The following is a 26109-nucleotide window of genomic DNA, read 5'->3' as shown; positions in this document are numbered from 1 at the left end:
TATTATATTAAAGTGCTTTAAAACGAATAGCTGTACCGCCACTAGTGGCTAATTTAAGCGTTAGTTTATCGCTTGCAGTTACAATACGTTTTTCGATAGCTATATCGTACGGATTATTTTTCCACTCTGCGCTTTTACCATCTTTATAAATTTGTGCTTCAAACTTTTTGCCTTGCTCTAAAAAGTCGAGTTTTACCTCAACAGTTCTGGCTTTTTCGTCCGTAACAGCACCTAGGTACCAATCATTTCCTGAGTATTTAGTGCTTTTACGTTCTTTACGAGCGAATACAATAAAGTCGCCTACTTCACCATCAATAGCAATACTTTGCTGCCAATCTGTTGGTACGTCTTGAATGAATCGAAACGCATCGGGCTTAGCCAAATAGTTTTTAGGTAAGTCGGCAGCCATTTGAATTGGGCTATACAAAACAACATAAAGCGCGAGTTGTTTGGCGAGTGTGGTTTGTGGGCGGTTTGTATCGCCTCCTAAACCATTAAAGCTCATATCAAAAATACCTGGCGTAAAGTCCATTGGTCCTGCAAGCATGCGGGTAAAAGCAAGCATTGGTACATGCTCTGGTGGGTTAGGTGGTGAACCCCATGCATTATATTCTTGTCCGCGTGCACCTTCGCGCGCAATCCAGTTTGGATAAGTACGGCGCAGGCCTGTATCTTTAATTGGCTCGTGAGTATTAATGCTAATTTTATGTTTAGCTGCAAGTTTTACGTTATAAAGGTATTCGTTAACCATAAACTGGCCGTCATGCCATTCATGGCGAGCAATACCGTTTTTGTCTATACGTTTTATATTTCCGCCATCGGCTACATAACCTGTTTTTACTTGGCTTACGTTTGATTTTTCGTAAAGGGCAAAGGCATCTTCCATTTGGTCACGGTAGTTGCTTACATTGCCTGATGTTTCATGGTGGCCAATGAGCTGTACGCCTTTTTCTTTGCCGTATTGAGCAAGCGCTGCTATATCAAAGTCGTCGTACGGTTTGGTAAAGTTAAATACATCGCCATTAAAATACCAATCGCCATCCCAACCAATATTCCAGCCTTCAACGAGTACACCATCAAAACCATACTGCGCTGCAAAATCCATATAGTATTTTGTGGTTTGCGTAGTGGCGCCGTGTTTTTTACCGCTACCCCAAGTTTGCGTGTTTATATGCATACCCCACCAGATACCCACGTATTTGCCAGGCTTAACCCACGACACATCACCGAGTTTATTAGGCTCGTTTAGGTTTAGTATTATATCTGAATTAACTAAGCCAACAGCGCTGTCGGCTATTTGAATGGTGCGCCATGGTGTTTTAAAAGCACCTTGCTTTGTAACGGCAACACCATCTGACCAAGGGGTTAAGTCGGCTGTAAATGTGCCTGGACGGCGCTGATTAAGCACCATACCCGCGTAATCAACAAGTGCGGCTTCATGAATGCTAATATGAGTACCGTCACTTGTTTTAAACGTAAATGGAGTGTGAGCTAGTGGAGCTTCGTTAAGTGGAGTAGTGTTGTAAACATATTCGTAGCGGTTCCAGCCACGAGCAGGTATCCACCATGCTGTTGCATCATGGCTATTGTTTATTGCAAATTCAGTTAACTCTTTGGTTATTTCTGTATGTTCGAACCCGGCTTGTTGTGGTACTTCGTATCTAAAACCTACACCACTATCAAATGCTTTAAATCGAATTGTGTAGGTACCTTTATTTGGCTCATTTTTTGTAAAGGTAACGGCCACTTCGTTATATTCGTCAACAACGTTTTGGCGTTCGCCCCAAGGTTGTTGCCACTGTGAGTTAACGCTTTGTTGTTCAATGCTTTTAATTTTAAAGCCGTCGCTAAAAGCTGCTTGTGTTTTAAATTCAAACCCCAGTAAAGATTTGTTTATAACCGCTTTGTTTTTAAATTTTATTGCGTAGCTTGGCGTGTTGTTTTCATCAGAGATGCTTACTGTTATTTGTGTGTCTGGCGATTTTAGCTCTACGGTTTGTCCGTAGCTATTACTAGCAAAGGCTAAAAGCACAAGTGCTGGTATTCTCATGGTGTGTCCTTAGATGAGTCGGTGGTGACATCTAAGGATAATGACTGTTGATGATTAATACGACTGCCTACATACGTATTCAATGTTTTAAAAAATAGAAAGAATTTGGTGGCTTAATCGGTCTATAATGTAAACAAATTGATAATAGCGACAAGAAAATGATAAAAAGCTTACTTTGTGTATTTTTACTAAGTGTTAGTACTGGAGTTTTTGCAGCAAATATTACAATTAAAAATGCTAATAATGACCCATTACCTAATGCTGTTGTATGGCTAACTGCAGGAGATTCCTCTAGCGTTATTCCTCCAGAAGCACCTTATGCGATGACCCAGCAAAATCGAGAATTTAAGCCGCGTATTTTAGTTGTCCCACAAAATGCAAAGGTAGAGTTTCCGAATGCGGACTCAATCATGCACCATGTTTATTCATTTTCTAAAGCTAAAACATTTGAATTAAAGCTATATAAGGAGCACCCAAAAGCGCCCATTACTTTTGATCAAACAGGGGTCATTGAGCTTGGCTGTAACATTCATGATTGGATGTTAGGTTATATTGTGGTGGTCGATAGTACTATTTTTGCAATCACTGATGAAAATGGTCATGTTGATTTAAATGCCAATGTAGGCGAATACACGTTAAGTGTTTGGCATTCTGGGTTTAGTGATATTAGTAAGGTTGAATCTCAAACTATTACTGTGGCTACTAACCCGATCACTTATAAAGTAAAGCAGAAAATTGCGGAGCAAATTGACTTTGCTACGGATGAATTTGATGACTATTAATCGCTTAACGAGGCTGATATTTTTAGCCGGTGCTTTATGTTTTAGTAATGCATTGTATGCACAAGTAAAAGGCTTGTTACAAATTAGAGCCGTGCAGGGTGACGATATACGTAGCTTTCAAGAGGGCGGCCTTGGGCTATATCGGCACGATACTAAAAGCGACGAACTTATTTTATCCCAAGGTATTTTAAATTTTAATGTTGATTTAGCATCTAGTTGGTCGGCTCATGGGGTGTTAAATGCGAATCAAGATCCTGACGTTGGCCTTGGTTTTACGCAAGCTTATGTAAAGTATCAGCCGCTATCTAACAGCAACTATAAATGGCATGTGCGTGTAGGGGGCTTTTACCCACTTATGTCGCTTGAAAACCCTGATATAGGGTGGACTTCTCCTTATAACTATACAAACTCAGCTATTAATAGCTGGATTGGCGAAGAAGTACGCACTGTTGGTGCAGAGATAACTATTAAGCGCCCAGCAAAACGTTTTAACAGCGCTCATAGTTTTAGCTTTGTAGGTGCAACATTTAAAGGCAATGACCCTGCAGGTACTTTACTTGCGTGGCGTGGTTTTGCATTACACGATAGACAAACTACATTTAACGAAAGTGTTAAATTTGCGCCTGTAGCGGCATTTAATGAGTATGAATTACGTTGGCAAGCTAACCAGGTTTTACCGTTTGAAGAGGTAGACGGGCGTTTTGGCTATTACGCTGGCGTACATTGGGATTACTTAAAAAAATCACAATTTCGAATTTATTATTACAACAATAATGGCGACCCAACAACACTTAATATTAGTACAGGGCAGTATGCTTGGGACACTCGCTTTACGAGCGCCGCTTGGCTTTATAAGTTTAATAGTAAAACCCGCTTTATAGCTCAGGTGCTCAATGGTAAAACCGAAATGGGCGCTAATGCTTTAATAGATAATGCCTTTTACAGCCATTATTTAATGTTAAGCCATAAAGAAGGCAAGCATCGAGTTTCTGTACGCTACGATTACTTTAAAGTGACAGATAACGACACCACTGCGTTTGATCCTAATGCAAGCAATGGGGCAGGTTTAACCGCAACATGGCGCTACCAGCTCACTAATAAACTACAAATAGGGGTTGAAGGTTCTGCACTTAAAAGTGTTGCAAAAAATAGAGAGCCAATTGGATTTAATGAACGAATCTCGCAGCAGCAAATAATGCTAAACGCTCAATGGCGATTTTAGGTTTTATAAACTAGATTTATTATCAAAAAGGTAGGTATTAAATATGGTTTTTTTTGGAGTAAGTAATGAATTTGAATAGTATCCGCGTCAAAGTCTCTTTTCCTATTGTTATTTTAGGTATTGCTATCTTGTCGTTAATTATTGGGTATTCATACTTAATTAACTTACAAAAAAATGCATTAGATGTGCAATCCGATAAATTTATTAAGGCTGTGTCTCTTGCTTTGAGTGCCGACAGGGATTTGTATCAAGCAAAGGTTGCTGAGTTAAATTTAGTCGCACATAACGACAATAAAGAAGCTTATTTGCAAGAACATAAAGAAAATGCTGAGCAAGTAACGCAAAGGTTAGAGCAGTACTTAGCTTTGTTATCGGACTATCCAAAAGCTATAAATGGGCTTCGCGGTTTTGATGGTGCTTATAATACTTGGTTAAACGCTTCACTGGCCTATATGAATGATAAAACAAATCTAAAAAAACAGTCTCAATCAGAAAAAGCATTTGACGAATTAAGAGCTACGCTTGATCAAGCTGGTGAATTAGCAGAGCAAACATCGGTTGAAGAAGTTCAAAAACTATCAGACACAATTGCTTCAACTAAGTTAACTATGCTTATTTTTGTCATATTAATTTTATTAGTGGCGTGTTGGTTTAGTTACCTTATTCCTAAGCAATTAACACAGCAAATTAACTATGTAACTTCTCGTATTAACGATATAGCCTCTGGTGATGGCGATTTAACTGGCAGGATCGCTATAACGTCTAAAGATGAGTTTTCTGAACTTGCAACGCAGTTCAATCGTTTTCTCGACAACTTACAGCAATTAATTCGCGATATTTTAGAGCAATCAAAAGAACTAAGTGAATTAGGAGGTGAGTTAAGTCAGGTTGCAAATAAAAACAATGCTGTAAATCAAACGCTCAGCCAAGCCTCTGAGTCAATAGTAAGTGCAGTGCATGAGATGAGTGTAGCAAGTAGAGAAGTTGCAGGTGTTGCTCAGCAATCATCAACAGAAGCTGATAAATCGTTAAATTTAGCTCAGCAAGGACTAACAGCGGTTGCGCACTCTAGTTCTCGTATTATTTCTTTGTCGCAAAATATGGAGCAAGCTATGGCGCGCTCTACAGAGCTACAACAAAGTTCTGATAACATTGCCAAAGTACTTGAGGTTATTCGTGCAATTGCAGAGCAAACAAATCTGCTGGCGCTTAATGCTGCTATTGAAGCCGCGCGAGCTGGTGAATATGGCAGAGGTTTTGCTGTAGTAGCAGATGAAGTAAGAACATTGGCTACACGCACGCAAGTAAGCACAAACGATATTCAAAAAATGATAGAGCAATTTGCAACGAGCGTAGAACAATCAATTAAAGCGATAGATGAAGGTAAGCAATTTGCAGATGATGCGGTTGGCTCGTTTAGTCAAACTAATGATGTGCTTAATGCAATGCAAAGCTCGTCTACTAAAGTAAATGATATGGCGATGCAAACAGCGCAAGCGACTGAAGAGCAGACAACGGTTGCAGATGAAATAAGTCAAAACCTATCATCATTAAACGATCAAACTTTAGAAGGGGGGGCGCTTGCTCGGACTACTGAGGATGTATCTAAAAAAATGGAACAATTGACTGATGAGCTAAATCACTTAGTGCATCGATTTAAAGTTTAAATAAACTGATTATTTGGTTAGATAGCTCTTTAAGGTTTTGAAATATGACTGTACTTATGTTGTTTGCTAGCTCGAGTTCAGTTTGAATAGTCATTATAAAAATAAAAAGGGACTTTAAAAGTCCCTTTTTTAATGCAATTTTAACCTTGAGAAGTCAACAAAGCCTAAAGTGAATTAGTATTATTTTTTATCAAAAGCGCGTTTCATGTAGTTAGGTGTAGCGAGTGCACCATGATGAATACCGCTGTTGTAGTATTCACTTTGCTCAGCTATTTGTGCTGCGCCGTCTTCTCTAAAACCGTCAAATGCTTGTGATTTACGTGCAAGTGTTACCGACCATAAACCGCTTGGGTAAATTGGTTGCGGGAATGGCAGTGTTTGTAAATCGTTAAAGCCTACGCTTAGCATTGCTTCGCGCATTTCAACTAATAATGGCATATGCATAAGAGGTGATTCGCTTTGTTGTACTAAAATACCACCTGGGCGCAGTGCATCTAAACAGCTTGTGTAAAACGCATGATTAAATAAACCTTCACCTGGACCCACCGGATCGGTGCCATCAACAATAACCACGTCGATAGATTCGCCAGCGGCTTCGCGCATGTATTTAATACCGTCGTCAAACATAACCGTTGCACGGGCGTCGTTGTTAGATTCACAAAGCTCTGGGAAGTATTTTAACGACATTTGCGTTACTACTTCGTCTATATCTATTTGCGTTACAGTTTCTACGCCTGGGTGTTTTAATACTTCGCGTAAAGTACCGCAGTCGCCGCCGCCAATAATAACGACGTTTTTAGGGTTTGGGTGCGCTAAAAGTGCAGGGTGGCTGATCATCTCATGATAAAAGAAGTTTTCGCGGGTTGTTACCATAGTACACCCGTCGATGATCATTAAATTACCAAAGTCTGTGGTTTCAAACATTTCTACCTTTTGAAAAGGAGACTGTTTTTCATCTAACTTTTTATTAATACGTAATGAAAATGCGCTGCCATCGCGGTCGCTAATTTCAGTAAACCACTTACTTTGATCTAAATTTGCCATAGTTACTATTACACTTTTTTAGGTTGAGTATGAAAAAGGGGCAATTCTGCCAGTGCTTGGCGTTTTGCTCAATGACATTTTAACTGATTTGACGAATAAAGTTAGTTAGGAGTGAGTGAAAGTTCAATTTTTGTTAGCCTAGTGGATAGTGACGTATTAAAATGCGCCTTTATACCTAATTGACTAAAGAAGAGTTGCCATGACCTGGGGTTTAGAAACAGCACGCGCCACTTATAACGTTGCTCATTGGAGTGATGGTTATTTTGATATTAACGCACAAGGCGAACTGGTGGCTTACCCAGATGGCGACCAAACAAAACCGGCCATTTCTTTAACGCAATTAACAGAGCAGTTTAAACAACAAGGTTTAACATTGCCGGTTTTAGTACGCTTTACTGATATTTTAAAAAATCGTGTAGATACGCTCACTAACGCGTTTACGCAAGCGCGAGCAAATCGTGAATATAATGGCAAATACACCTGTGTTTACCCAATTAAAGTAAATCAGCAATGCTCTGTAGTAAGTAAGCTATTAGCGCATCCAAGCGGACTTGTTGGCCTAGAAGCAGGCTCAAAGCCAGAACTTATGGCTATTTTGGGCGTAGCAAAAGAGCCAATCACTATTGTGTGTAACGGCTATAAAGACAGTGAGTTTTTACGCCTAGCGTGTATTGGTCAAGCAATGGGCCACAGCGTAAAAATTGTGGTAGAAAAGCTTTCAGAACTGACCACACTACTTGAAGAAATAGACAACCTAGGCATTGAACCGGCCATTGGCATTCGCATTCGCCTAAACTCAGTAGGCAAAGGCAAGTGGCAAAACACGGGCGGCGAAAAAGGCAAGTTTGGTTTAACGGCAGGCCAAGTACTAAGTGCTGTTGAAGTGCTGAAAAAGCATAATAAGCTGCACTTAATGCAAATGGTGCATTTTCATATTGGTTCTCAAATTGCCAACATTCGTGATATTCACCGTGCCTTGCGTGAATGTGCACGCCACTTTGCTGAGCTTACACAATTAAACGTACCGTTAAACACCGTTGATGTAGGCGGCGGCTTAGGCGTTGATTACGAAGGCTCTGGCTCACGCAGTGCGTGTTCAATGAATTACACCGTAGAAGAGTACGCGCGTAATGTAGTGAATGCATTTGCAGAAGTGTGCGATCAGCATAATCTTACGCATCCGGCCATTATCACCGAATCGGGGCGCGCTTTAACCGCTCACCATGCGGTATTAATTACCGATGTAATTGACGTAGAAAAAGCGCCCAATCATTTAAATCCAGAGCCGCCGCTTGAAAATAGCGCATTAGTGCTTGATGAAATGTGGCAGTGTTTACAGCGTTTAAACCCGCGTATGGCACTTGAGATTTATCACGACGCTATGCACTTATTTAGCGAAGCGCACGATCAGTACGTGCATGGCTTAGTAAGCATGCTAGAGTGGGCGAAAATAGAGCAGCTTTACTTTACTATTTTACATCGTGTACGTGCATCGCTTAGTAATAATGCGCGCGCGCACCGTGAAGTACTCGACGATTTAAACGAAAAGCTTGCCGATAAACTCTTTGTTAACTTTTCATTATTTCAGTCGTTGCCTGATGTATGGGGTATTCAGCAGTTGTTTCCGGTTATGCCAATCGAAAACTTAACTCAACCATTGACTCAGCGCGCGATTATTCAAGATATTACCTGTGACTCTGACGGGCAAATCCGCGAATACGTTGAAGGCGCTGGTATCGAAACCAGCCTACCAATACCAGAATATAAGCACGGTGAGCAATACCACATTGCTATGTTTATGGTGGGTGCATATCAAGAAATTTTAGGCGATTTACACAACTTATTCGGTGACACTGATTCAGTGCATGTAGAGCTTAATGATGAAGGTTATGTGTTAACCAATGCCATAAAAGGTGATAGCGTTAAGGATGTATTAAAGTTTGTTGACTATGATAGCGCCATTTTAGCTGACAACTTTGCGTACCAAGTTAATAAACTTGATGTATCAGCGCAGTGTAAAGAAGGTTATTTAGCTGAGCTTAATGCAGGCCTTGAAGGCTATACCTATTTTGAAGATTAATTTGTAAGCAACTGAAAGCGCAGTATTAGTGGCTGCGCAATGTTTAAAGGAATGGAAGTAATGTCAGTTATTCGCGGTGTATTTAGTATTATTTTTTACACAATAAACACACTTTTTTGGTTTGTGCCTATTTTTATTTGTGGGCTTATAAAGCTTATACCTATTAAGCCTCTACAAAAGGTTATGAGCTGGGCTGCAAAGCAATTTGCAACTATTTGGGTGACCTTTAATAGCTTAAATCAAAAGTTATTTACGCCAACTAAACTTAATGTAACTGGCCTTGAAGACCTCAAGCTAAAGGATTGGTACCTAGTAATTGCAAATCACCAAAGCTGGGTCGATATTTTAGTATTGCAGCGCGTGTTTAACCGTAAAATTCCATTTTTAAACTTCTTTTTGAAAAAAGAGCTTATTTACGTGCCTATTCTAGGTTTGTGTTGGTGGGCGCTTGATTTTCCGTTTATGACCCGCACGAGTAAAAGCCAATTAAAAAAGAATCCAAAGCTGCGTGGCAAAGACTTAGAAACCACGCGTAAAGCCTGCGAAAAATTTAAAGAGATGCCAGTAAGTGTGGTTAACTTTGTAGAAGGCACTCGTTTTACTACACAAAAGCACGCGCGCCAAAATAGCCCGTTTCCACATTTATTAAAACCAAAAGCGGGCGGTATCGCTTTTGTAATGCAAGCGATGGGCGAGCAAATTACTAAAGTGGTTAACGTTACAATTCATTACCCTGATGGCATTCCTACATTCATGGATTTTGCAGGTGGTAAGGTAAAAAATATCAACGTACACGTGGATGTAAGGCCTGTAAGCGAAGAGCTTATTGGTGACTACACCGGCGATTCTGAATTTAGAGTACGCTTTCAAAGCGAGCTAAATCGTTTATGGGAAAATAAAGAGCAAACATTACAATCGCTCGAAAAACACCCCAAATAAAAGGCAAAAATATGAGCTTACAGTTATGCTAAAAAAGTGGTTACCAAATTGGCTTAACGGCTTAATTGTGGGCTGCGTATTGTTTTCTAATGTAATGCTTTTTGGCTCACTAGTATTTGTACTAGGGCTTATTAAGTTATTACTGCCTTTGTCTGTTGTTAACTCTTTATTGCACAGCGCTTATCGAGGGTGGTGCAATGGCAATCGGTTTGGCTTGTGGTTAGGTTGTCCTAATATTATGGTTGATATAAGTGGCGATTTAAATTCAAAAAGTTGGTATTTACTTATATGTAATCACACGAGTTGGTTAGATATAACTGTGCTTAGCTCATTACATGCATTACCAGCCCCTAAGTTTTTTTTAAAAGATGAATTAAAATACGTGCCTTTTATTGGCACTGGTGCGTGGGCTATGGGTATGCCGTTTATGAAACGGGTAAGCAAAGCACAGCTTGCTAAAAACCCAAAATTGAAAGGGTTGGATGTAGAGCGCACAAAGCACAGCTGTCGCAATTTTCGTCACTATCCTACTACCATCGTTAATTTTGTTGAAGGCACACGCTTTACGCCAGCTAAGCATAATCTGCAGCAAAGTCCTTTTAAGCACTTATTAAAACCCAAAGCGGGTGGCATTGCTTTTGCGCTTGAAGTGCTAGCCAACCAATTTGATGCCATGCTAAATACAAGTTTAGTGTATAGCGGTAAAACAGATCACGTTTGTCGGAACTTACTCAAAGGCGAGCTAGATTCTATTTATGTTTCAATAGACGTAACGCCCATTAATGACAATATGCAGGGCAGCTATCAAACCGATGACGTATTTAAAGCTAATTTTCAACATTATGTGAATGAGCTATGGGTTGCGAAAGATCAGCAGCTTGCCGATATTTATGCTCAACAAGATTTACCTGAACCACAAATCAGTAAGGAAATTGAAACACTATGACCAACACCCACCTACAGGAGTTAATAGCTCCTTGGTTTGAAAAAGTACCCGATGCGGATTTTCTTAGTTCTATTACCGCAGTTTCAATAGGGATTTTTTCTTTATTAATTGTTTACTTATTTACTCGTAGGTTAATGTTACCAGGCATTCAAAAAGTGGTAACTAAGCTTTCGCCTCAACGTATTGGTTCGTTGTCGCCTATGCTTAATAAGCTTAATAGACGTATTGCAGGTATGCTTTGCTGCGTATTATTTTTGGCGACCTTTGACAGTGTTTATCCGGTTAATGAGCTGACCGCTGAAATTTTGAAAACGGTTGGCCAAGCCATACTAATTATTCATGTAGGTTTTATTTTTAGCAGTATTGTAAGCATTGCGGGTTCTATTTATAACCAATTGGAGTTTGCACGCGAAGTCCCTATTCAGGGCTTAATTCAGGTTGTTAAGCTAATCACCTTTATTGTGTGTGCTATTTTAATTGTAAGTATTTTCCTTGAGAAGTCACCCACTTATATTCTCTCTGGCTTTGGTGCTATTGCTGCTGTTACGTTATTAGTATTTAAAGACACTATTTTAGGCTTTGTAGCTAGTATTCAAATCGCAGCAAATCGCCTAGTAACCTATGGTGATTGGATTCAAGTAGAAAACTATGGCGCCGATGGCGAAGTAATTGATTTGGGTTTAAACACTGTAAAGGTACGTAACTGGGATAACACCATTACAACTATTCCAACTTATATGCTAGTTGCGGGTTCGTTTAAAAACTGGCGCGGTATGCAAGAGTCGGGCGGTAGACGTATTAAACGTTCACTTAATATAGATATGCACAGTATTTGTTTAGTAAGTGATGAATTTAGAAAGCAAATAGATGCGGCTATTCCGCTTCATGACTATATCCGAGTGACGACATTACCCGCTCAAGTTTCTAATTTAGGGCTGTTTCGTCGTTATGCTGAGGGCTATTTAAAGCAGCACAGTAAAATTAATACGTCGCTTACGTTAATGGTACGAGAGCTACAACCAATGAACCACGGGTTACCGATTGAGTTTTATTGCTTTAGTGAAGACAAACGCTGGATTTCGTACGAGCATCTACAAGCCGAAATAATGGACCATTTACTTGCAGTATTGCCAGTGTTTGGGCTTAGGGCATATCAAAGTGTGAGTGGGCAATTAAGCCCTCCTAACGAGCAACAAACAGATAAGCCAACATTTAGAGTGATGGCAAATAGTGCTGCAAAAGACCCACAGCAATAAATAAAGCTAAGAGCCACCAAATAGGTGGCTTTTTAAATCGCAGCCATGCAAATGTAATTATTAGTAACGCAACCTGCCAAAGGTTATGCACAGCCGATGTCCAAATTGGTGAATACAATGCGGCCGCTAAAAAACCGACTACCGCTGCATTGAGCGCCGCTATTGAACTTGCAAAACGTGGCTTACTTGCCAAATTAATCCAACTCTTCTGAAACGCCAGTATAAGTAAAAAACCAGGCATAAATATAAGCAGTGTAGCTATAAGGGCACCCACTAAAGGTTGCTCAGTAGTAAGTTGTGCGCCTAAGTAAGTAGCAATAGTAAACATTGGCCCTGGCACTGCCTGTGCACTCGCGTAAGCACTTAAAAACTGATCATCACTCAATGCTGGTACGCCAGCTTGAAGTACCGGCAGTACTACGTGTCCGCCGCCAAACACCATTGCACCCGCTTGGTAAAAAGGGGTAAACAAAGCAAACTCATGCCCTAGTGGAATAAAGCTAACCCCAAGTAAGAGCGCAAATAACCCCAGTGCAATCCAATTAATATTACTGTTTTTACTGCTAACATCGTCTGCTACTGTGCCAAGTTTTAATAAAGGCCATATAGCACCTACTGTTGCAGCGGTGATTAAAATCGCTATTTGAGTTCCCATCATTGGAAATAACACCAAGGCAAGTGTACTCATTATCGCAAGTAACTTAAGCGCAGCACTTGTACAAAAGCTTTTAGCCATACTAAGTGTTGCATCCGCGACTATAACAACGGCAAATAACTTTAAGCCTGCAATAATTGCAAAGTAAACAGCGTCAAACTGATGGGCACTAACCGCAAGCAGCACCATTATTAAAAACGAAGGCAAGGTAAAGCCTACAAAAGCAGCTATACCACCCAGTACTCCTGCACGCTCAACACCAATAGCAAAACTAACTTGGCTAGAGCCTGGCCCTGGTAATGCTTGGCTTAAACTAATAAGTTGTGCGTAACGGGTGTTAGTTAGCCAATTTAACGAATCTACAAAGTGGCGCTTAAAATAGCCTAAATGCGCAGCGGGGCCACCAAAACTCATGCACCCTAGTAAAAAAAATTGTCTAAAAATAGCAATTAACATTGCGCCAATATCCTTTGTAAAATTCATTAAATTGTCACAGCGTAGTATGACATTTTTATTAAAACGGCACATTAGTTTGAGGTCTGTTTAACAATCAAGCAAGATGCGCTGCTTTTAACACTCTCTTCATAGTTTGTTCATACATGTATTTGCATAATCTTGCTAAATTCTTAATGAATAGGGTATCACCATGACTTTAACTAAATCACTTTTAAGCGTAACCGTAGTAGCTGTATTACTTTCTGGTTGTGAAATGAATAACACCGGCAAAGGTGCGGCTATTGGCGCAGCAGCGGGTGGCGTATTAGGTAAAGCAACAAGTAACCATAAAGATAAGCGTATTTTTATAGGCGCTGCTATCGGCGCACTAGCTGGCGCTGCAGTGGGCAACTACATGGATAAGCAAGAAGAAGCATTTCGTGATGAACTTGCAGGCTCTGGTGTTGAAGTTGTACGTGAAGGCGATAACTTGCGTTTAGTTATGCCATCTAATATTACGTTTGCGACCGACCAATCTTATATTTCGTCTGGCTTTAACGATACCTTAGATGCGATTGCTAAAGTGATGAACAAATACGAAAAAACGTACCTAAGTATTGAAGGCCATACAGATAGCACAGGTAAAGACAGCTACAACATGAACCTATCGCGTGAACGTGCTCAAAGCGTTAAAAACTACTTAGTGAACCAGCAAATCATGGCTGAGCGTGTAAGTACTATGGGTTATGGCGAAACACGTCCAATTGCGACTAACGATAGTGCAAATGGCCGTGCTCAAAACCGCCGTGTAGAAATTCAAATAGTACCAAACACTGAAGAATAATTAGTCTTTATTAAACTGTAATTCACACAGTTTTTGATACAACGGGTTACTTGCTACTAATTCTTGGTGGGTACCCGTTGCTATAATCTCTCCATTTTCCATGACTACAATCACATCGGCATGTTTAACCGTTGCTAGTCTATGGGCAATAATAAGCGTGGTGCGGTTTTGCATTAAATGCTCAAGCGCAGCTTGCACGTGGTGCTCACTTTGAGCATCGAGTGCACTGGTTGCTTCATCTAAAAGCAGTATTTCAGGATCTTTTAAAATAGCGCGTGCCAGTACAATACGCTGCTTTTGCCCACCCGATAACCTCACACCTTGCTCACCTAAAAAACTGTTATAACCTTGCGGTAATTGTTTAATAAATTCATCAGCATGAGCATGTTTGGCAGCGGCATATACTTGCTCGTCACTTGCTTTTGGGTTGCCGTAGCGAATGTTATGCATTACATCGGAGCTAAATAAAATAGGGTTTTGCGCTACCATACCCATTTTACCTCTGAGGGTATTAAGCGATAATTCTTTAATGTTTATATCTTTAAATTTGATGGCTCCGCTAGCCGGATCGTAAAAGCGCTGTAGTAATTCAAATAAGGTTGTTTTACCTGCGCCAGAAGGGCCAACAATAGCCACAGTTTGGCCTTGAAGTATATTTAAACTTATTTTATTAAGTGCGCTTACGTCTGGGCGAGAAGGGTAGTTAAAGCTTATATTCTCAAGCGTAATAGCAGGGCTGTTACTATTTTTTAGTAAGTTACTATCTTGTGGATTTAGTGGGTTTTCTATCTCACTTTTAACAGCAAGTAACTCAAGTAATCTTGCAGCTGCGCCTGCTGCGCGTTGTAGTTCGCCATATACTTCAGCAACGGTTGCCACCGACATTGCCACCATAATAGCGTAAAACACAAAGGCTCCTAGCTCACCGCCAGTCATGGTACCTGCTAATACGTCGCTGCCGCCGACCCACAGCATTGCGCTAATAGCACTAAAAGTTAAAAATATTACCGCTGCAATTAAAAACGAGCGTTGTTTAATGCGGCTTTTAGCCACATTAAAGGCTTTTTCGGTTTCAAGTGCAAAAGCGTGCTGCTCTTGTTCTTCGTGGCTATAGCTTTGCACTACTTTAATATTTTGAATGATCTCGCCGGCATAGGTGCTTATATCGGCTATGGCATCTTGGCTGGAGCTTGCAAGTTTGCGCACCTTTTTACCAAATACCATCATAGGAACAAGTACCAACGGCACACAAGCAACAACCACTAAAGTAAGTTTTAAATTAGTAAACAACAGCATAGCAAGTCCACCAACCAGCATAAGTACACTGCGAAGCGCCATAGAAAATGATGAACCAATAATTGATTGCAGTAATGTTGTGTCGGTTGTTAAACGCGACATAAGCTCGCCACTGCGGTTTTCTTCAAAGTAGCTTGGGTGCAAAGTAACAATGCGATTAAACACGGCTTTGCGAATATCGTTACTGACTCGCTCGCCAATCCACGACATTAAATAAAAGCGGCTAAAGGTGCCTACGGCCAATAAACTAATTAAACCAATAAGCACCAATACAGCTTGTTGTAGCTGATCTTTAGAGCCAGCTATAAAGCCATGATCTATGACAAACTTAACCCCTTGCCCTAATGATAAGTTAACACCAGCGGTTACTAAAAGGGCAGCAAGCGCCGCTACTACCATCCATTTGTAAGGTTTAATAAAAGCAAAAATAGGTAATAAACTACTAAAAGCGGCTTTTTCGGGCTTAGGGCTTGTTTTTGACATAGTGGATTCTTTTTAAAGGTTAAGGTATAGATATGGCACTAAGATAATAAAAATCAATACTTTTAAACATTAGCATCAATAAGGAAACGTTATGACTACTGCAACCGTAAGTGGAGAATTTAATGTAAATCTGGCCCCTATAGAAGGCTACGCAAGCGGCCAAAACGGCGTTAATTTAGGGCGTATGTCGATAGATAAAACATTTAAAGGTAGCTTAAATGCCACCAGCCAAGGCGAAATGCTAAGCGCCATGACACCCACACAAGGCAGTGCCGGTTATGTTGCCATAGAGCAAGTAATAGGCGAGCTTGAAGGTAAAAAAGGCAGTTTTGTACTGCAGCATTTTGGCACTATGGATAAAGGCCAAGACAGCCTAATTTTAAATGTAATTCCCGACTCAGGCACTAATGAGCTAGAAGGGTTAACGGGCAGTATGAAAATACGTATTGAGCAAGGGATTCACCACTACGATTTTGAATACACTTTATAAGACACACAAGGATTAAAATGCAAAAAGTAATCGAATTTAGAAAGACCCGTTTTTTGGGTGGGGTAGATATAGTCGCACTGAATGACCGCATACAGGAATTAAACCAAGATGGCTGGAAAGTAATAAACGCAGTGCCCTTGGCAGGTTTTTATGGGCAAGTGCACGGTTATACATTACTTATTGAAACTGACGAGCTCTAAATGACATTTACAGTATGGTTAAGCCTAGCGGCTATTTGTATGATGGGCGCAATGTCGCCAGGACCAAGTTTAGCGGTGGTTTTAAAGCACTCACTTAACGGTAGTATGAAAAACGGTATGCTTGCCGCGCTCAGCCATGGTACCGGTGTTGGGTTATACGCAGGTGCATCGTTATTAGGGTTAGGCGCTTTAATGATGCAGTTTCCGACTGTTTATCAAATACTGGTGTATTTAGGCGCAGCCTATTTGGCGTATTTAGGTATAAAAATATTGCTAGCAAAACCCAGCAATAACGAACTTGAAGTACAAAAAAGTGAGGTAAGTGCAGCTAAAGCATTACAAGATGGTTTTGCCATTGCTTTTTTGAACCCCAAGCTCGCTATTTTCTTTTTAGCCTTGTTCTCACAGTTTATTGACCCTCAGCTACTTACTTTAAGTGTGGGTATAATTATGTGTTTAACCGTGTTTGTAATTGATACCGGTTGGTACTTGCTGGTGGCGTTACTGACTGAGGTTTCAAAAAACCGCTTTGGATTTACCAAGCAGAACCCGTGGCTTGATAAAATACTGGGAGTCGTATTTATTGCTCTTGCGATAAAAGTGGTGCTTAGCCTTTAAATAGCGTTCCAAATGTAGGTGTCTGTACGCGCATACACCTGTAGCCTAACCCTCATGCCCTGCATACGTATTCATTACATTAATTTTACCTTTTAGTTACAATTTGTTGGTTGTGTTTTGAACAACACAGCAACACCTGACAACAATAACTCAAAGGTTCACACACATGGACAAGTTTAAACTAAGTGCATTTATGCTGGCTTTATTTGCCGCTAATAGTGCATTGGCTGCAAACGAAGGCTCAACAAATCAATCACCCAGCACACAAGCTGAAGATTTAGAAATTATTGAAGTGCGAGGCTTTAGTCGCAGTTTAATCCAATCTTTAAATCAAAAGCGTTTTAGCGATACGGTGTCAGAACAAATTTCTGCCGATGATTTAGGGGCATTGCCTGATATTTCAATGGCCGATGCGCTTACACGATTACCAGGTATTTCAGCAGTAAGAACGGGCGGACAAGCGGCACAAATTAATATACGTGGGCTTTCGGGCGGGTTTGTATTTTCAACACTTAATGGCCGCGAGCAAGTATCTACAAGTGGCAGCCGCAGTATTGAGTTTGACCAATACCCGTCAGAATTAATTAGCTCTGCGGCGGTATACAAATCACCAAAGGCATCGCTTATTGAAGGTGGCGTGGCCGGTACGGTAGAGCTTGAAACCGCCAGCCCACTCAATAACGACCAAACACATAAATTTGTAGCTAATGTGCGCGGTATGTATAACGACCGCGCCTCAGAGGTGTCGGATGCCACTGAGTTTGGCGACCGAATTAGTTTTTCGTATCAAGGCAAATACCTAGACGACACATTAGGCGTAGCGCTTGGCTATGCGCGTTTGTTTCAGCCAAGTGTAGCAACGCAGTTTATTGGCCTTGCGTACAACGATACAAAAGACGTTGATGGCGCAGCTAACGACACCAATGGCCCTTTAGCTAATCCAGAAAACGAATACATTAGCGAAGGCTTTGAGCTACAGCATTTAGGCGGCGAAGAAACCCGTAATGGTTACTTAGCAGCTGTAGAGTGGGCGCCGGTAGATAACTTTAAATTAAAAGGTGATGCGTTTTTATCGCGCTTTGATAAAGAGTCGTTTGCCCGTGGCCTTAGGGTTAAATTAGGCGGGCCAACAGCTGCATATGCAAACGCCCAGCTTGATGGTAATGCCGTAATAGGCGCAGCGGTTAACCGCACTTCGCAAAGCTATACCCGCGTTGAAATAGTAAACGACGACAACCAAGACTTTGACGAAGTAGATAGTTTTGGCGTTAATGCCGATTGGCAGGTAACCGATAGATTAAGCGTAAATGCCGATGTGTCGCTCTCTCGCGCAAAAAGTAATTTTAGAAATGGCTTACTGTGGAGCTTAGTAGCAGAAGATGCCAATGCAGAAACGCCAGTATTTGATAACAACGTAGCAATTAACTATCAATTAAATGGCTTAAATTTACCTGACGTTGGGTTTAATCAGGCGGCCGCCTTTAGCGATATAGACCGTGTAATGGTCAGCAAATATGGTATTTACCCAGATCAAACAGAAGATGAAGTAACGGCATTTAAGCTCGATTTTAAATACGAGCTAGAAAGCGACATATTTAGCTCGGTAGAGTTTGGTGCGCGCTACTCAGATAGAGAGTACAGCCGAAAACGATCGGTATTTGAGTACGGTAACGACGGGGCGTTTTCAGCAACGCAACCGCCTTTGCGTTTAACCGACGATATGGCCTCTGTGGTTGACTGGCAGGGCGAGTTTAGTTATTTCCCATCGTATTTAGCTATTGATTTAGACAAAGCGCTCAATGCGTGGTTTCCAGATGGCACGCCAGAGCCTGTTCAAACATGGGGCAACGCTGATGGCGTAGACGACGCGCAAGGTTACACAACTAACTATTCGTGGACAGTGCTACAAAGCGGCTCGGTGTTTGAAGATGTGCTAGCTGCGTACGTTATGGTAAACATTAACACGCAAATAGGGGGGCTCGACCTATCGGGTAATGTGGGTGTGCGCCGCGTTGAAACCGACCAATCTGCAACGGTACTAGAAAACGTAGCAGGCGATGCGCGCTTAGGTGCGCAAAATATTGTTGATGAGAACGGCATTGTAAATGATTTATACGCGCCTAATGTATTAGGCACTAAATACACCGACTACTTACCATCATTAAATTTAAACCTGCAACTTAACGACAATTCACTTGTGCGCTTTGCAGCGGCTAAAGTCATGTCGCGTGCGCCAATTAACCGCTTAGCGGGCGATGCCAGTGCAAACGTAAGTGACGATGGGGTTATTAATGGCTCAAGTACTAATAACCCATTTTTAAAACCCTTTTATGCCGACCAATACGACTTATCTTACGAATATTATTTTGAAGAAGGCAACGGCACTATCGCAGCAGCGTTATTTTATAAAAAAATAGACTCGTTTGTTGAAACCTTATCAATCGAAAACTTCGACTTTAAAGGTAATGGCTTTAACGTACCTGATTTTATAGAAGACCCAGTTAGTGGCGAGCAAGTTGCGACAACTAACGGTATTTACACCACGGCAGTTAATAATGGTGAAGGTGGCTATATTAGAGGGCTAGAGCTTGCTTATACGCAAGTGTTTACCTTTTTACCTGAGCCATTTAATGGTTTAGGCGCTAACGCAAGTTACTCATACACCGAAAGTGAAATTGAATCGATTACCAGCTTAGGGGGCGACACATTAGCGCAATCTTTACCTGGGCTATCTAATAACGTGTTTAATGCCACGGTTTTTTACTCAATGGATGATTTTGAAACCCGTCTTAATGTGCGCTACCGCGATGAATTTGTTTCAGAGCAGGTTGCCATTAACGAGCAAGTGGTTAATTTTGATGCTGAAACCGTAGTCGACTTTCAAACCTCTTATCGCTTTAGCGACTCGCTAACAATGCTTTTGCAAGTTAATAACTTAACCGATGAACCAACCCAAAGTTACTTTGGCTCAGAGCAACGAACAGGGACGACTCAGTACTTTGGTCGTCAGTTCTACCTTGGTTTTACATACAGTCATTAATTAGCAAACGGAGCGTTTAAAAATGAAAATTATAACTATGTCTAAATATTTGCTAATAACGTTAGCGTTAATGCTATTAGCAGCGTGTGGTGGAACAGGTGATGTTGAATCTGGTGAACCATTACTTACCTGTAATGTGCCACAAGTCCCTAATGAAGCGGGGTCACAATGTGTCGATCCCGAACCTATATCGTGCCCGGCACCTACAGTACCTGATGAAAATAACGAAAGTTGCGTGGTTGGCGCCGACCCAACCCTGCCAGACCCTGTTGTATTTGCAGGGGAAGGAGAGGCGGTTTTGTTTTATAACCGCTTAGCCGATGACAATTACGAAGGCTACCGATTACATTCGTGGAATAACGATGTGTGTGATGCTTATGCACCACCATTTGATACCAGTGATTGGGCTAACGGCCATGAATACGATGGTATTGATCCAAACTACGGTGCGTACTGGATAATTAACCTTAAAGAGGGTTATAACGAATGTGCCAATTTTATTATTCATATTGGTACAGAAGGGTCAGGTAAGGCGTTTGGTGATGTGGATTTAACCATGCCGCTGATGCAAGACGATGAAACCTTTCAGCGTATGAACTTTACCATTCATGGCGAGCCTTCGGTGTTTGAATACCCTATATTAAGTTTAGGCGAACGCGCAGTTGCTATAACAGGTGCTTCAGCGCATTGGATTGATTTAAATACTATTTTGTATAAACCAAGTAACGAGTTTACAAGCCTAATTAAGTTACATTCATCAGCTACGGCTGAGCTTGAAGTGGATATTGATACTGGTTTAAACGGCGATACTGTTACGCTGCAATCAAGCAATTTAACTGATGAGCAAGCGTCAAAAGTACCGCATTTAACCACCTGGAACGCATACGAAGGAAGTTGGGATACAAGCACTGCCAAAACGCTTATTAAATCGCAGCTTGTTATTGCAGGTTACGATAGTGAAGGCACGCTGCTAGAAGCAAGCTATGTGCAAACCGCTAAAGCACTCGATGCCCTTTATACGCAAGGCGAAGACGATGCTAATGAAGCTGTGCTGGGTGTAAGCTATGGCAATAACGCGATTGATGTAACTGTGTGGGCACCCACCGCTAATAACATGATGCTAAACGTGTTTGATGATGCAAAAACACAAGTGCACTCTACGCCAATGACATTAAATACACAGACAGGTATTTGGCAAGCAAGTTTAGATATGCAATACGACCGCCACTACTACCGCTTTAATTTTGATGTTTACCACCCACTGACTCAGCAAATAGAGTCGCTTTGGAGCACGGATCCTTACTCACTAAATGTATCTACCAATGGTTTATACAGCCAGTTGATTAATTTAGCCGATGAAGACACTAAACCCGAAGGGTGGGATACACGCCTTATTCCTACTGTAGAAAACCCAGAAGATGCGATTATTTACGAGGGCCATGTACGTGACTTTAGTGCGCGCGATAACAGCGTAACAGAGGCTAACCGTGGTAAGTACCTTGCATTTACTGAGCTAAATAGTGCTCCTATGCAGCACTTACAAACTTTGGCTCAAAATGGCTTAACACACTTTCATTTATTACCTATTACTGATATTGGCACCATAGATGAAGACGTCAGTAAGCGTGTAGATATTAGCGATACGCTAGGTGATTTATGTGAGCAAATTAATGATGAAGCCGATGCGTGTAAAACCCAAGATAAAAACAGCACCATTATTGATTTAATGGGCGGTTATTTACCAGGCTCAGATGACGCACAAGCACTTGCTAATGCTATGCGCAGCTTAGATAGCTTTAACTGGGGTTACGATCCGCATTACTTTATTGCGCCTGAAGGCTCGTACGCCTCAAGCCCAGAGGGCATTGCCCGCGTTAAAGAAACCCGCGCTATGGTGCAATCACTGCAATCTATTGGTCTGCGCGTAGTGCTTGATGTGGTTTATAACCATACAACATCGTCGGGTATTTGGGACAAGTCGGTATTTGATAAGCTAGTACCGGGTTACTACCATCGCTATAACGAAGTAAGCGGTGAAATAGAGCGCTCAACGTGTTGTGAAAATACAGCTACAGAGCATGTAATGATGGATAAGTTTGTTAGTGATTCATTAGTTATTTTGGCGCGTGAATTTGGCTATGACAGCTTTAGATTTGATGTAATGGGGCACATGCCAAAATCGTCAATTCTTGCAGCACGTGATGCAGTGCAAGCTGTTGATGAAGATAACTACTTTTATGGCGAAGGTTGGGACTTTGGTGAGGTGGCAAATAACCGCTTATTTGTGCAAGCCAAACAAGCCGATATGGCCGGTAGCGAAGTAGGTACCTTTAACGACCGTATTCGTGAAGCCGTTCGCGGCGGCGCATTATTTAGTAATAGCTCAACGGATGGCAATTTAGCAGAGCAAGATACTTTACGTTTGTCACTTGCGGGTAATTTACAAAACTACGTTTTAAAAGACTTTAAAGGTAACTCAGCAAAGGGTAATAGCTTTACTTGGAATACTCAGCCAACGGCGTATGCACTAGACCCTGCCGATAGCATTCATTACGTATCAAAACACGATAACGAAACACTATGGGATCAGCTGCAATATAAACACAGCACTAATATGAGTATTGAGCAGCGCGTTCGTGCTCATAATATGGCATTAGCACTTCCGCTTATGAGCCAAGGTATTCCATTTATGCAAATGGGTGCCGACTTGCTGCGTTCAAAATCGATGGATCGTAACAGCTACGACTCTGGCGACTGGTTTAACTTTGTTGATTTTACCAAAGATACCAATAACTGGAATATTGGCTTGCCACTCGCACAAGACAACGAAGTGAAATGGCAAGAAATTATGCCTATTTCTGCTAATACCCAAGCGGCTGCACAGCCACAAGATATTACCTTTGCACATGATGTATTTAATGAATTTTTACAAATACGTAGTAGCAGCCCACTCTTTAGATTAACCACAGAGCAAGATGTTATTGAGCGGGTGGGTTTTCATAACGTAGGTAAAGCGCAGCAACATGGCTTAATAGTAATGAGCATTGATGATGGCGAAGGGCTAACAGACTTAGACCCTGCATTTGATGCGCTTGTTGTGGTGATTAACGCAACCGAGCAAACCCTTAGCCATACTATTGCCACCGCAGCGGATTTTGAATTACACAATGTATTAAAAAACAGTGTTGATGCAAGTATGGCTAGCGCCAATTTTGCTACTGGCGATAACGAAGGCACATTTACTGTACCGCCTTACACATTAGCTGTATTTACTAAAAACCAAGGTGAGAGCCAAGGTGTTGGTTTAAGTGCAAATGCGACCGTAGGCGCGCCTGATGTAGTACCTTATGGCAGCACCGCGGTGTTTGTGCGCGGTAGTTTAAATGACTGGGGCACACGCGATGCATTTGAATATATTGGCGAAGGTCAATACCGTATAGCAATTGCGCTGAGCGCTGGTGATTACGAATTTAAAATTGCCTCTGAAGATTGGTCTACAGTTGATTTTGGCGCGCTTACTGACGCTGATAAAGATGTAGTTGAAAACCAAAGTGAACCATTAACGCGCTCAGGTGCAAACATGACATTCAGCGCTACTATTGATGCAACCTATGTATTTTCACTTGATGCTTCAAACCCTGAAAATCCAACGCTTACTTTATACAACGAAGAGCCATTTATAGGCACTGCTATTTATGTGCGCGGTACGCTTAATGACTGGGGAGTAACCGATGAGTTAAGTTATAAAAGCAAAGGTATTTACACCTTTACTAAAACACTGAGCGCTGCAAGCTACGAATTTAAAATAGCGTCAGAAGATTGGAGCACGGTTGATTATGGCTCGGCTGAGGGTGATGCCAGTGTAATGGTTGGCACCGCTGAGCAGTTGTCGGTTGCGGGCGCGAATATGACCATCGACATTACCGAGCAAGGTGAATACCAGTTTATATTTGACGCCAGTGATTTAAATAACGTATCGCTAAAAGTGCTCAACGCTGAAATGTTTGCACAAACGACAGTGTTTATTCGCGGCAGCTTAAATGACTGGAGTACTGATAACCCGCTGATGTACGAGGGTGATGCAATTTACTCTACATCAATAGAGTTAGAAGCGGGTGACTACGAATTTAAAGTAGCGTCTGAAGATTGGAGTACCGTTGATTACGGTGGAGCAGGCGATACGCCGGTAGTGGCAATTGATGAACTAACACCACTTGAAGCGGTAGGTGCCAATATAGCACTAAATATTACCGAACAAGGTACTTACACCTTTAAGGTAATAGGCCCAGATAGAGAAAATGTGAGCATACTTATCAACAAACAGTAGCAGTTATATTTTCCCAGATCTAAGCCGAGCATAGCCCTGTATGCTCGGCTTTTTTGTATGTACATAAGTGTGTGAAAGTATATTTGAATGCTAATTATAAATGTTTGGACTAAATTGCATTCAATATTAGATTGGCGTACTTTTATAAATCCCCAACCATACAAAAGAAAGCTAATGAGTAACTTAACCTTAAAAAGTGCTAATTTTGATCCTAAAGTAAAACAATACTGGATGGTTACTGCCTCGCTATTTGCAATGTTGGCTCTTGTTACTATACCGCTTATACCTATCATTTTACTGATTGTATGGCTGGTGGGCGGACGAATACTCGCAGCTATGTCAGCTGATTTATTACCACAAAAATTGGTAGTTAAACGTGGCATATTATTTAAAGAAGAAAAATCGATTCCGCTTGAAAAAATCACTGATGTTGGATTAAGCCAAGGACCGCTCATGCGAATTTTTGGATTATATCGTTTAAGCTTTGAAACAGCAGGGCAGTCAGGAAATGGTGCTTTAGTGTCTTTGCTTGGTGTAGTTAATGCAAGTGAGTTTAGAGAGGCGATACTTGAGCAAAAAGATGTATTGGCTAATCAAGGTAAAACGTCGCAGCAGGCAACAGAGCAAAGTGAGAAAGAGCTACTGAGAGCACTTACTTATAGTGTTAAAAATATTGAGCAGATGCTACTTGTTTTACTTGATGAAAGGCAGCAAAAGTAACCTGTTTTAAAATTGTAGTGCTTATAAGGATATTTTTATGAATACGGAAATAGAAAAAATATTTAATAATTATCCCGAGATAGCAAAAAGTAAGCTTATAAAATTACGAGAGTTAATTTATACCGTAGCACAAGAGCAAAACTTAGGAGCTGTTGAAGAGTCTTTAAAGTGGGGAGAGCCAAGTTATAACACAATAAATGGCAGCCCCATTCGCGTAGGCTCTAAGGGCTCCTCGTGTTATTTGTTTTTTCATTGCGAATCAAAGCTAGTAAGCACATTTAGAGAGTTGTATTCCCACACTCTCACTTTCGAAGGTAACCGGGCAATTGTATTAAATAGTGAAAAGCCATTACCAGAATACCCAGTTAAAGAGTGTATTAAATTAGCACTGACTTATCACAAAGTTAAACGCCTACCTTTACTAGGCGCATCATTATAAGTATTCAGTTGATGTTTAAAACACACTACATATTTGGTTTGCGTCACAGGTAATAACGGTTACGTTTTCATAACCCACACGCGTTAACGCTTCTGCTCCCAACGTTGCGCGCGCACCACTTGCGCAGTGCACGTAAATAGGGCGAGCTGCGTCTTTTTCTATTTCCATCAGTTTCATCTCGAGTAATCCACGCGGAATATTTATAGCGCAGGCAGCCGATTTTGTCGCGTGCTCTGCAGGTTCTCGCACATCAATAAGTAAACCTTTATTTTGTTCAAGCTCGAGTTTTGCTTGCGCTGCGTCAATACGGCGTTGGTTAGGTGTGATAATTTTTAGTAAGTCAGGGATTGATGTAAGCATTAGTTTGTAAATCCTCTTTTTCTTAAAAAAGACATTAATAGGTGCTACTTGGTATAAGTAGGTTGAATTGAGTTAATACTTATAAATAACGTTAAAAACTGAAAGTTACTTTATATAAAGTAACTTAATAGCGCGGATACTGCCACAGCACTTCCGCCGATTAATAAAACGGCATCGTTAATTTTGTGATTGCCTTAATATTAGTAAAGTCTAATG

General features: G+C 41.1%; 20 protein-coding genes. 15 read left to right on the top strand and 5 right to left on the bottom strand.

The genetic code is table 11. From position 1 onward, the window contains the following. Positions 1–7: 7 nt before the first annotated feature. Positions 8–2050, bottom strand: coding sequence for a glycoside hydrolase family 97 protein (locus RB214_RS16005; RefSeq protein ID WP_309167784.1), 2043 nt, complete (start codon positions 2048–2050; stop codon positions 8–10). 158 nt (positions 2051–2208) lie between these two features. Between RB214_RS16005 and RB214_RS16000 the strand changes: the two genes are divergently transcribed. From RB214_RS16000 to RB214_RS15990, 3 genes are all read left to right on the top strand, one after another. Next, positions 2209–2832: a methylamine utilization protein gene (locus RB214_RS16000; protein ID WP_309167783.1), complete on the top strand. Its 624-nt coding sequence runs from the start codon at positions 2209–2211 to the stop codon at positions 2830–2832. Then, on the top strand, positions 2822–4054 hold the full coding sequence (locus RB214_RS15995) for a hypothetical protein (protein ID WP_309167782.1): 1233 nt from the start codon (positions 2822–2824) through the stop codon (positions 4052–4054). Before RB214_RS16000 ends, RB214_RS15995 begins: the two co-directional genes overlap by 11 nt. Before the next feature lie 65 nt (positions 4055–4119). Beyond that, a complete protein-coding gene (locus RB214_RS15990; protein WP_197098978.1) occupies positions 4120–5721 on the top strand; it encodes a methyl-accepting chemotaxis protein in 1602 nt (533 codons plus the stop codon). A 180-nt stretch (positions 5722–5901) separates the two neighbouring features. Here the strand turns inward: RB214_RS15990 and speE are convergent, their stop codons facing one another. Further along, entirely contained in the window at positions 5902–6765 is an 864-nt protein-coding gene (speE, locus tag RB214_RS15985) for a polyamine aminopropyltransferase (protein ID WP_008138747.1), read from the bottom strand. A gap of 199 nt (positions 6766–6964) precedes the next feature. On the opposite strand from speE, the gene speA reads away from it, so the two are divergent. The 4 genes from speA to RB214_RS15965 are packed head-to-tail and all read left to right on the top strand — an operon-like array spanning position 6965 to position 11986. Continuing rightward, complete coding sequence (gene speA / locus RB214_RS15980; protein WP_309167781.1) at positions 6965–8845, top strand: biosynthetic arginine decarboxylase; 1881 nt, start codon at positions 6965–6967, stop codon at positions 8843–8845. Between the two features lie 60 nt (positions 8846–8905). Next, positions 8906–9784, top strand: a complete 879-nt coding sequence (locus RB214_RS15975; protein WP_024604493.1) for an acyltransferase — start codon at positions 8906–8908, stop codon at positions 9782–9784. A gap of 25 nt (positions 9785–9809) precedes the next feature. After that, the gene (locus RB214_RS15970) at positions 9810–10730 is read left to right on the top strand and encodes an acetyltransferase (protein ID WP_165744197.1); all 921 of its coding nucleotides are present in this window, start codon (positions 9810–9812) and stop codon (positions 10728–10730) included. After that, positions 10727–11986, top strand: coding sequence for a mechanosensitive ion channel family protein (locus RB214_RS15965; protein ID WP_002959539.1), 1260 nt, complete (start codon positions 10727–10729; stop codon positions 11984–11986). Before RB214_RS15970 ends, RB214_RS15965 begins: the two co-directional genes overlap by 4 nt. Here the strand turns inward: RB214_RS15965 and chrA are convergent. Next, positions 11943–13097, bottom strand: coding sequence for a chromate efflux transporter (gene chrA, locus RB214_RS15960; protein WP_197098986.1), 1155 nt, complete (start codon positions 13095–13097; stop codon positions 11943–11945). The two genes, RB214_RS15965 and chrA, sit on opposite strands and share 44 nt — an antisense overlap. Before the next feature lie 190 nt (positions 13098–13287). On the opposite strand from chrA, the gene RB214_RS15955 reads away from it, so the two are divergent. Continuing rightward, positions 13288–13920 (top strand): OmpA family protein, encoded by a 633-nt coding sequence (locus RB214_RS15955; RefSeq protein WP_002959537.1) that lies wholly within the window; start codon positions 13288–13290, stop codon positions 13918–13920. Here RB214_RS15955 and RB214_RS15950 read toward each other — a convergent pair whose 3' ends face one another. After that, the gene (locus tag RB214_RS15950; protein ID WP_182737900.1) at positions 13921–15699 is read right to left on the bottom strand and encodes an ABC transporter transmembrane domain-containing protein; all 1779 of its coding nucleotides are present in this window, start codon (positions 15697–15699) and stop codon (positions 13921–13923) included. It lies immediately after the preceding gene. A 91-nt stretch (positions 15700–15790) separates the two neighbouring features. On the opposite strand from RB214_RS15950, the gene RB214_RS15945 reads away from it, so the two are divergent. From RB214_RS15945 to RB214_RS15915, 7 genes are all read left to right on the top strand, one after another. After that, positions 15791–16189: a DUF3224 domain-containing protein gene (locus RB214_RS15945; RefSeq protein ID WP_154904068.1), complete on the top strand. Its 399-nt coding sequence runs from the start codon at positions 15791–15793 to the stop codon at positions 16187–16189. Between the two features lie 17 nt (positions 16190–16206). Next, entirely contained in the window at positions 16207–16389 is a 183-nt protein-coding gene (locus tag RB214_RS15940; RefSeq protein ID WP_024604488.1) for a hypothetical protein, read from the top strand. After that, positions 16390–17007, top strand: coding sequence for a LysE family translocator (locus RB214_RS15935; protein ID WP_024604487.1), 618 nt, complete (start codon positions 16390–16392; stop codon positions 17005–17007). Between the two features lie 166 nt (positions 17008–17173). Then, on the top strand, positions 17174–20047 hold the full coding sequence (locus RB214_RS15930; RefSeq protein ID WP_309167780.1) for a TonB-dependent receptor: 2874 nt from the start codon (positions 17174–17176) through the stop codon (positions 20045–20047). A gap of 22 nt (positions 20048–20069) precedes the next feature. After that, on the top strand, positions 20070–24374 hold the full coding sequence (locus tag RB214_RS15925; RefSeq protein WP_309167779.1) for an alpha-1,6-glucosidase domain-containing protein: 4305 nt from the start codon (positions 20070–20072) through the stop codon (positions 24372–24374). 174 nt (positions 24375–24548) lie between these two features. Beyond that, positions 24549–25094 carry a PH domain-containing protein gene (locus RB214_RS15920; protein WP_154904064.1) on the top strand — a complete coding sequence of 182 codons (546 nt, stop codon included), beginning with the start codon at positions 24549–24551 and terminating at the stop codon, positions 25092–25094. A gap of 37 nt (positions 25095–25131) precedes the next feature. Next, positions 25132–25533, top strand: a complete 402-nt coding sequence (locus RB214_RS15915; RefSeq protein WP_309167778.1) for a DUF1801 domain-containing protein — start codon at positions 25132–25134, stop codon at positions 25531–25533. A gap of 15 nt (positions 25534–25548) precedes the next feature. On the opposite strand, the gene RB214_RS15910 is transcribed toward RB214_RS15915, so the two are convergent. Further along, a complete protein-coding gene (locus RB214_RS15910) occupies positions 25549–25893 on the bottom strand; it encodes a rhodanese-like domain-containing protein (protein WP_309167777.1) in 345 nt (114 codons plus the stop codon). Positions 25894–26109: the final 216 nt, after the last annotated feature.

This window comes from Pseudoalteromonas sp. HL-AS1 (assembly GCF_031198785.1).
Taxonomy (GTDB): domain Bacteria; phylum Pseudomonadota; class Gammaproteobacteria; order Enterobacterales; family Alteromonadaceae; genus Pseudoalteromonas; species Pseudoalteromonas distincta.
This window is presented reverse-complemented; position numbering and strand designations above follow the sequence as displayed.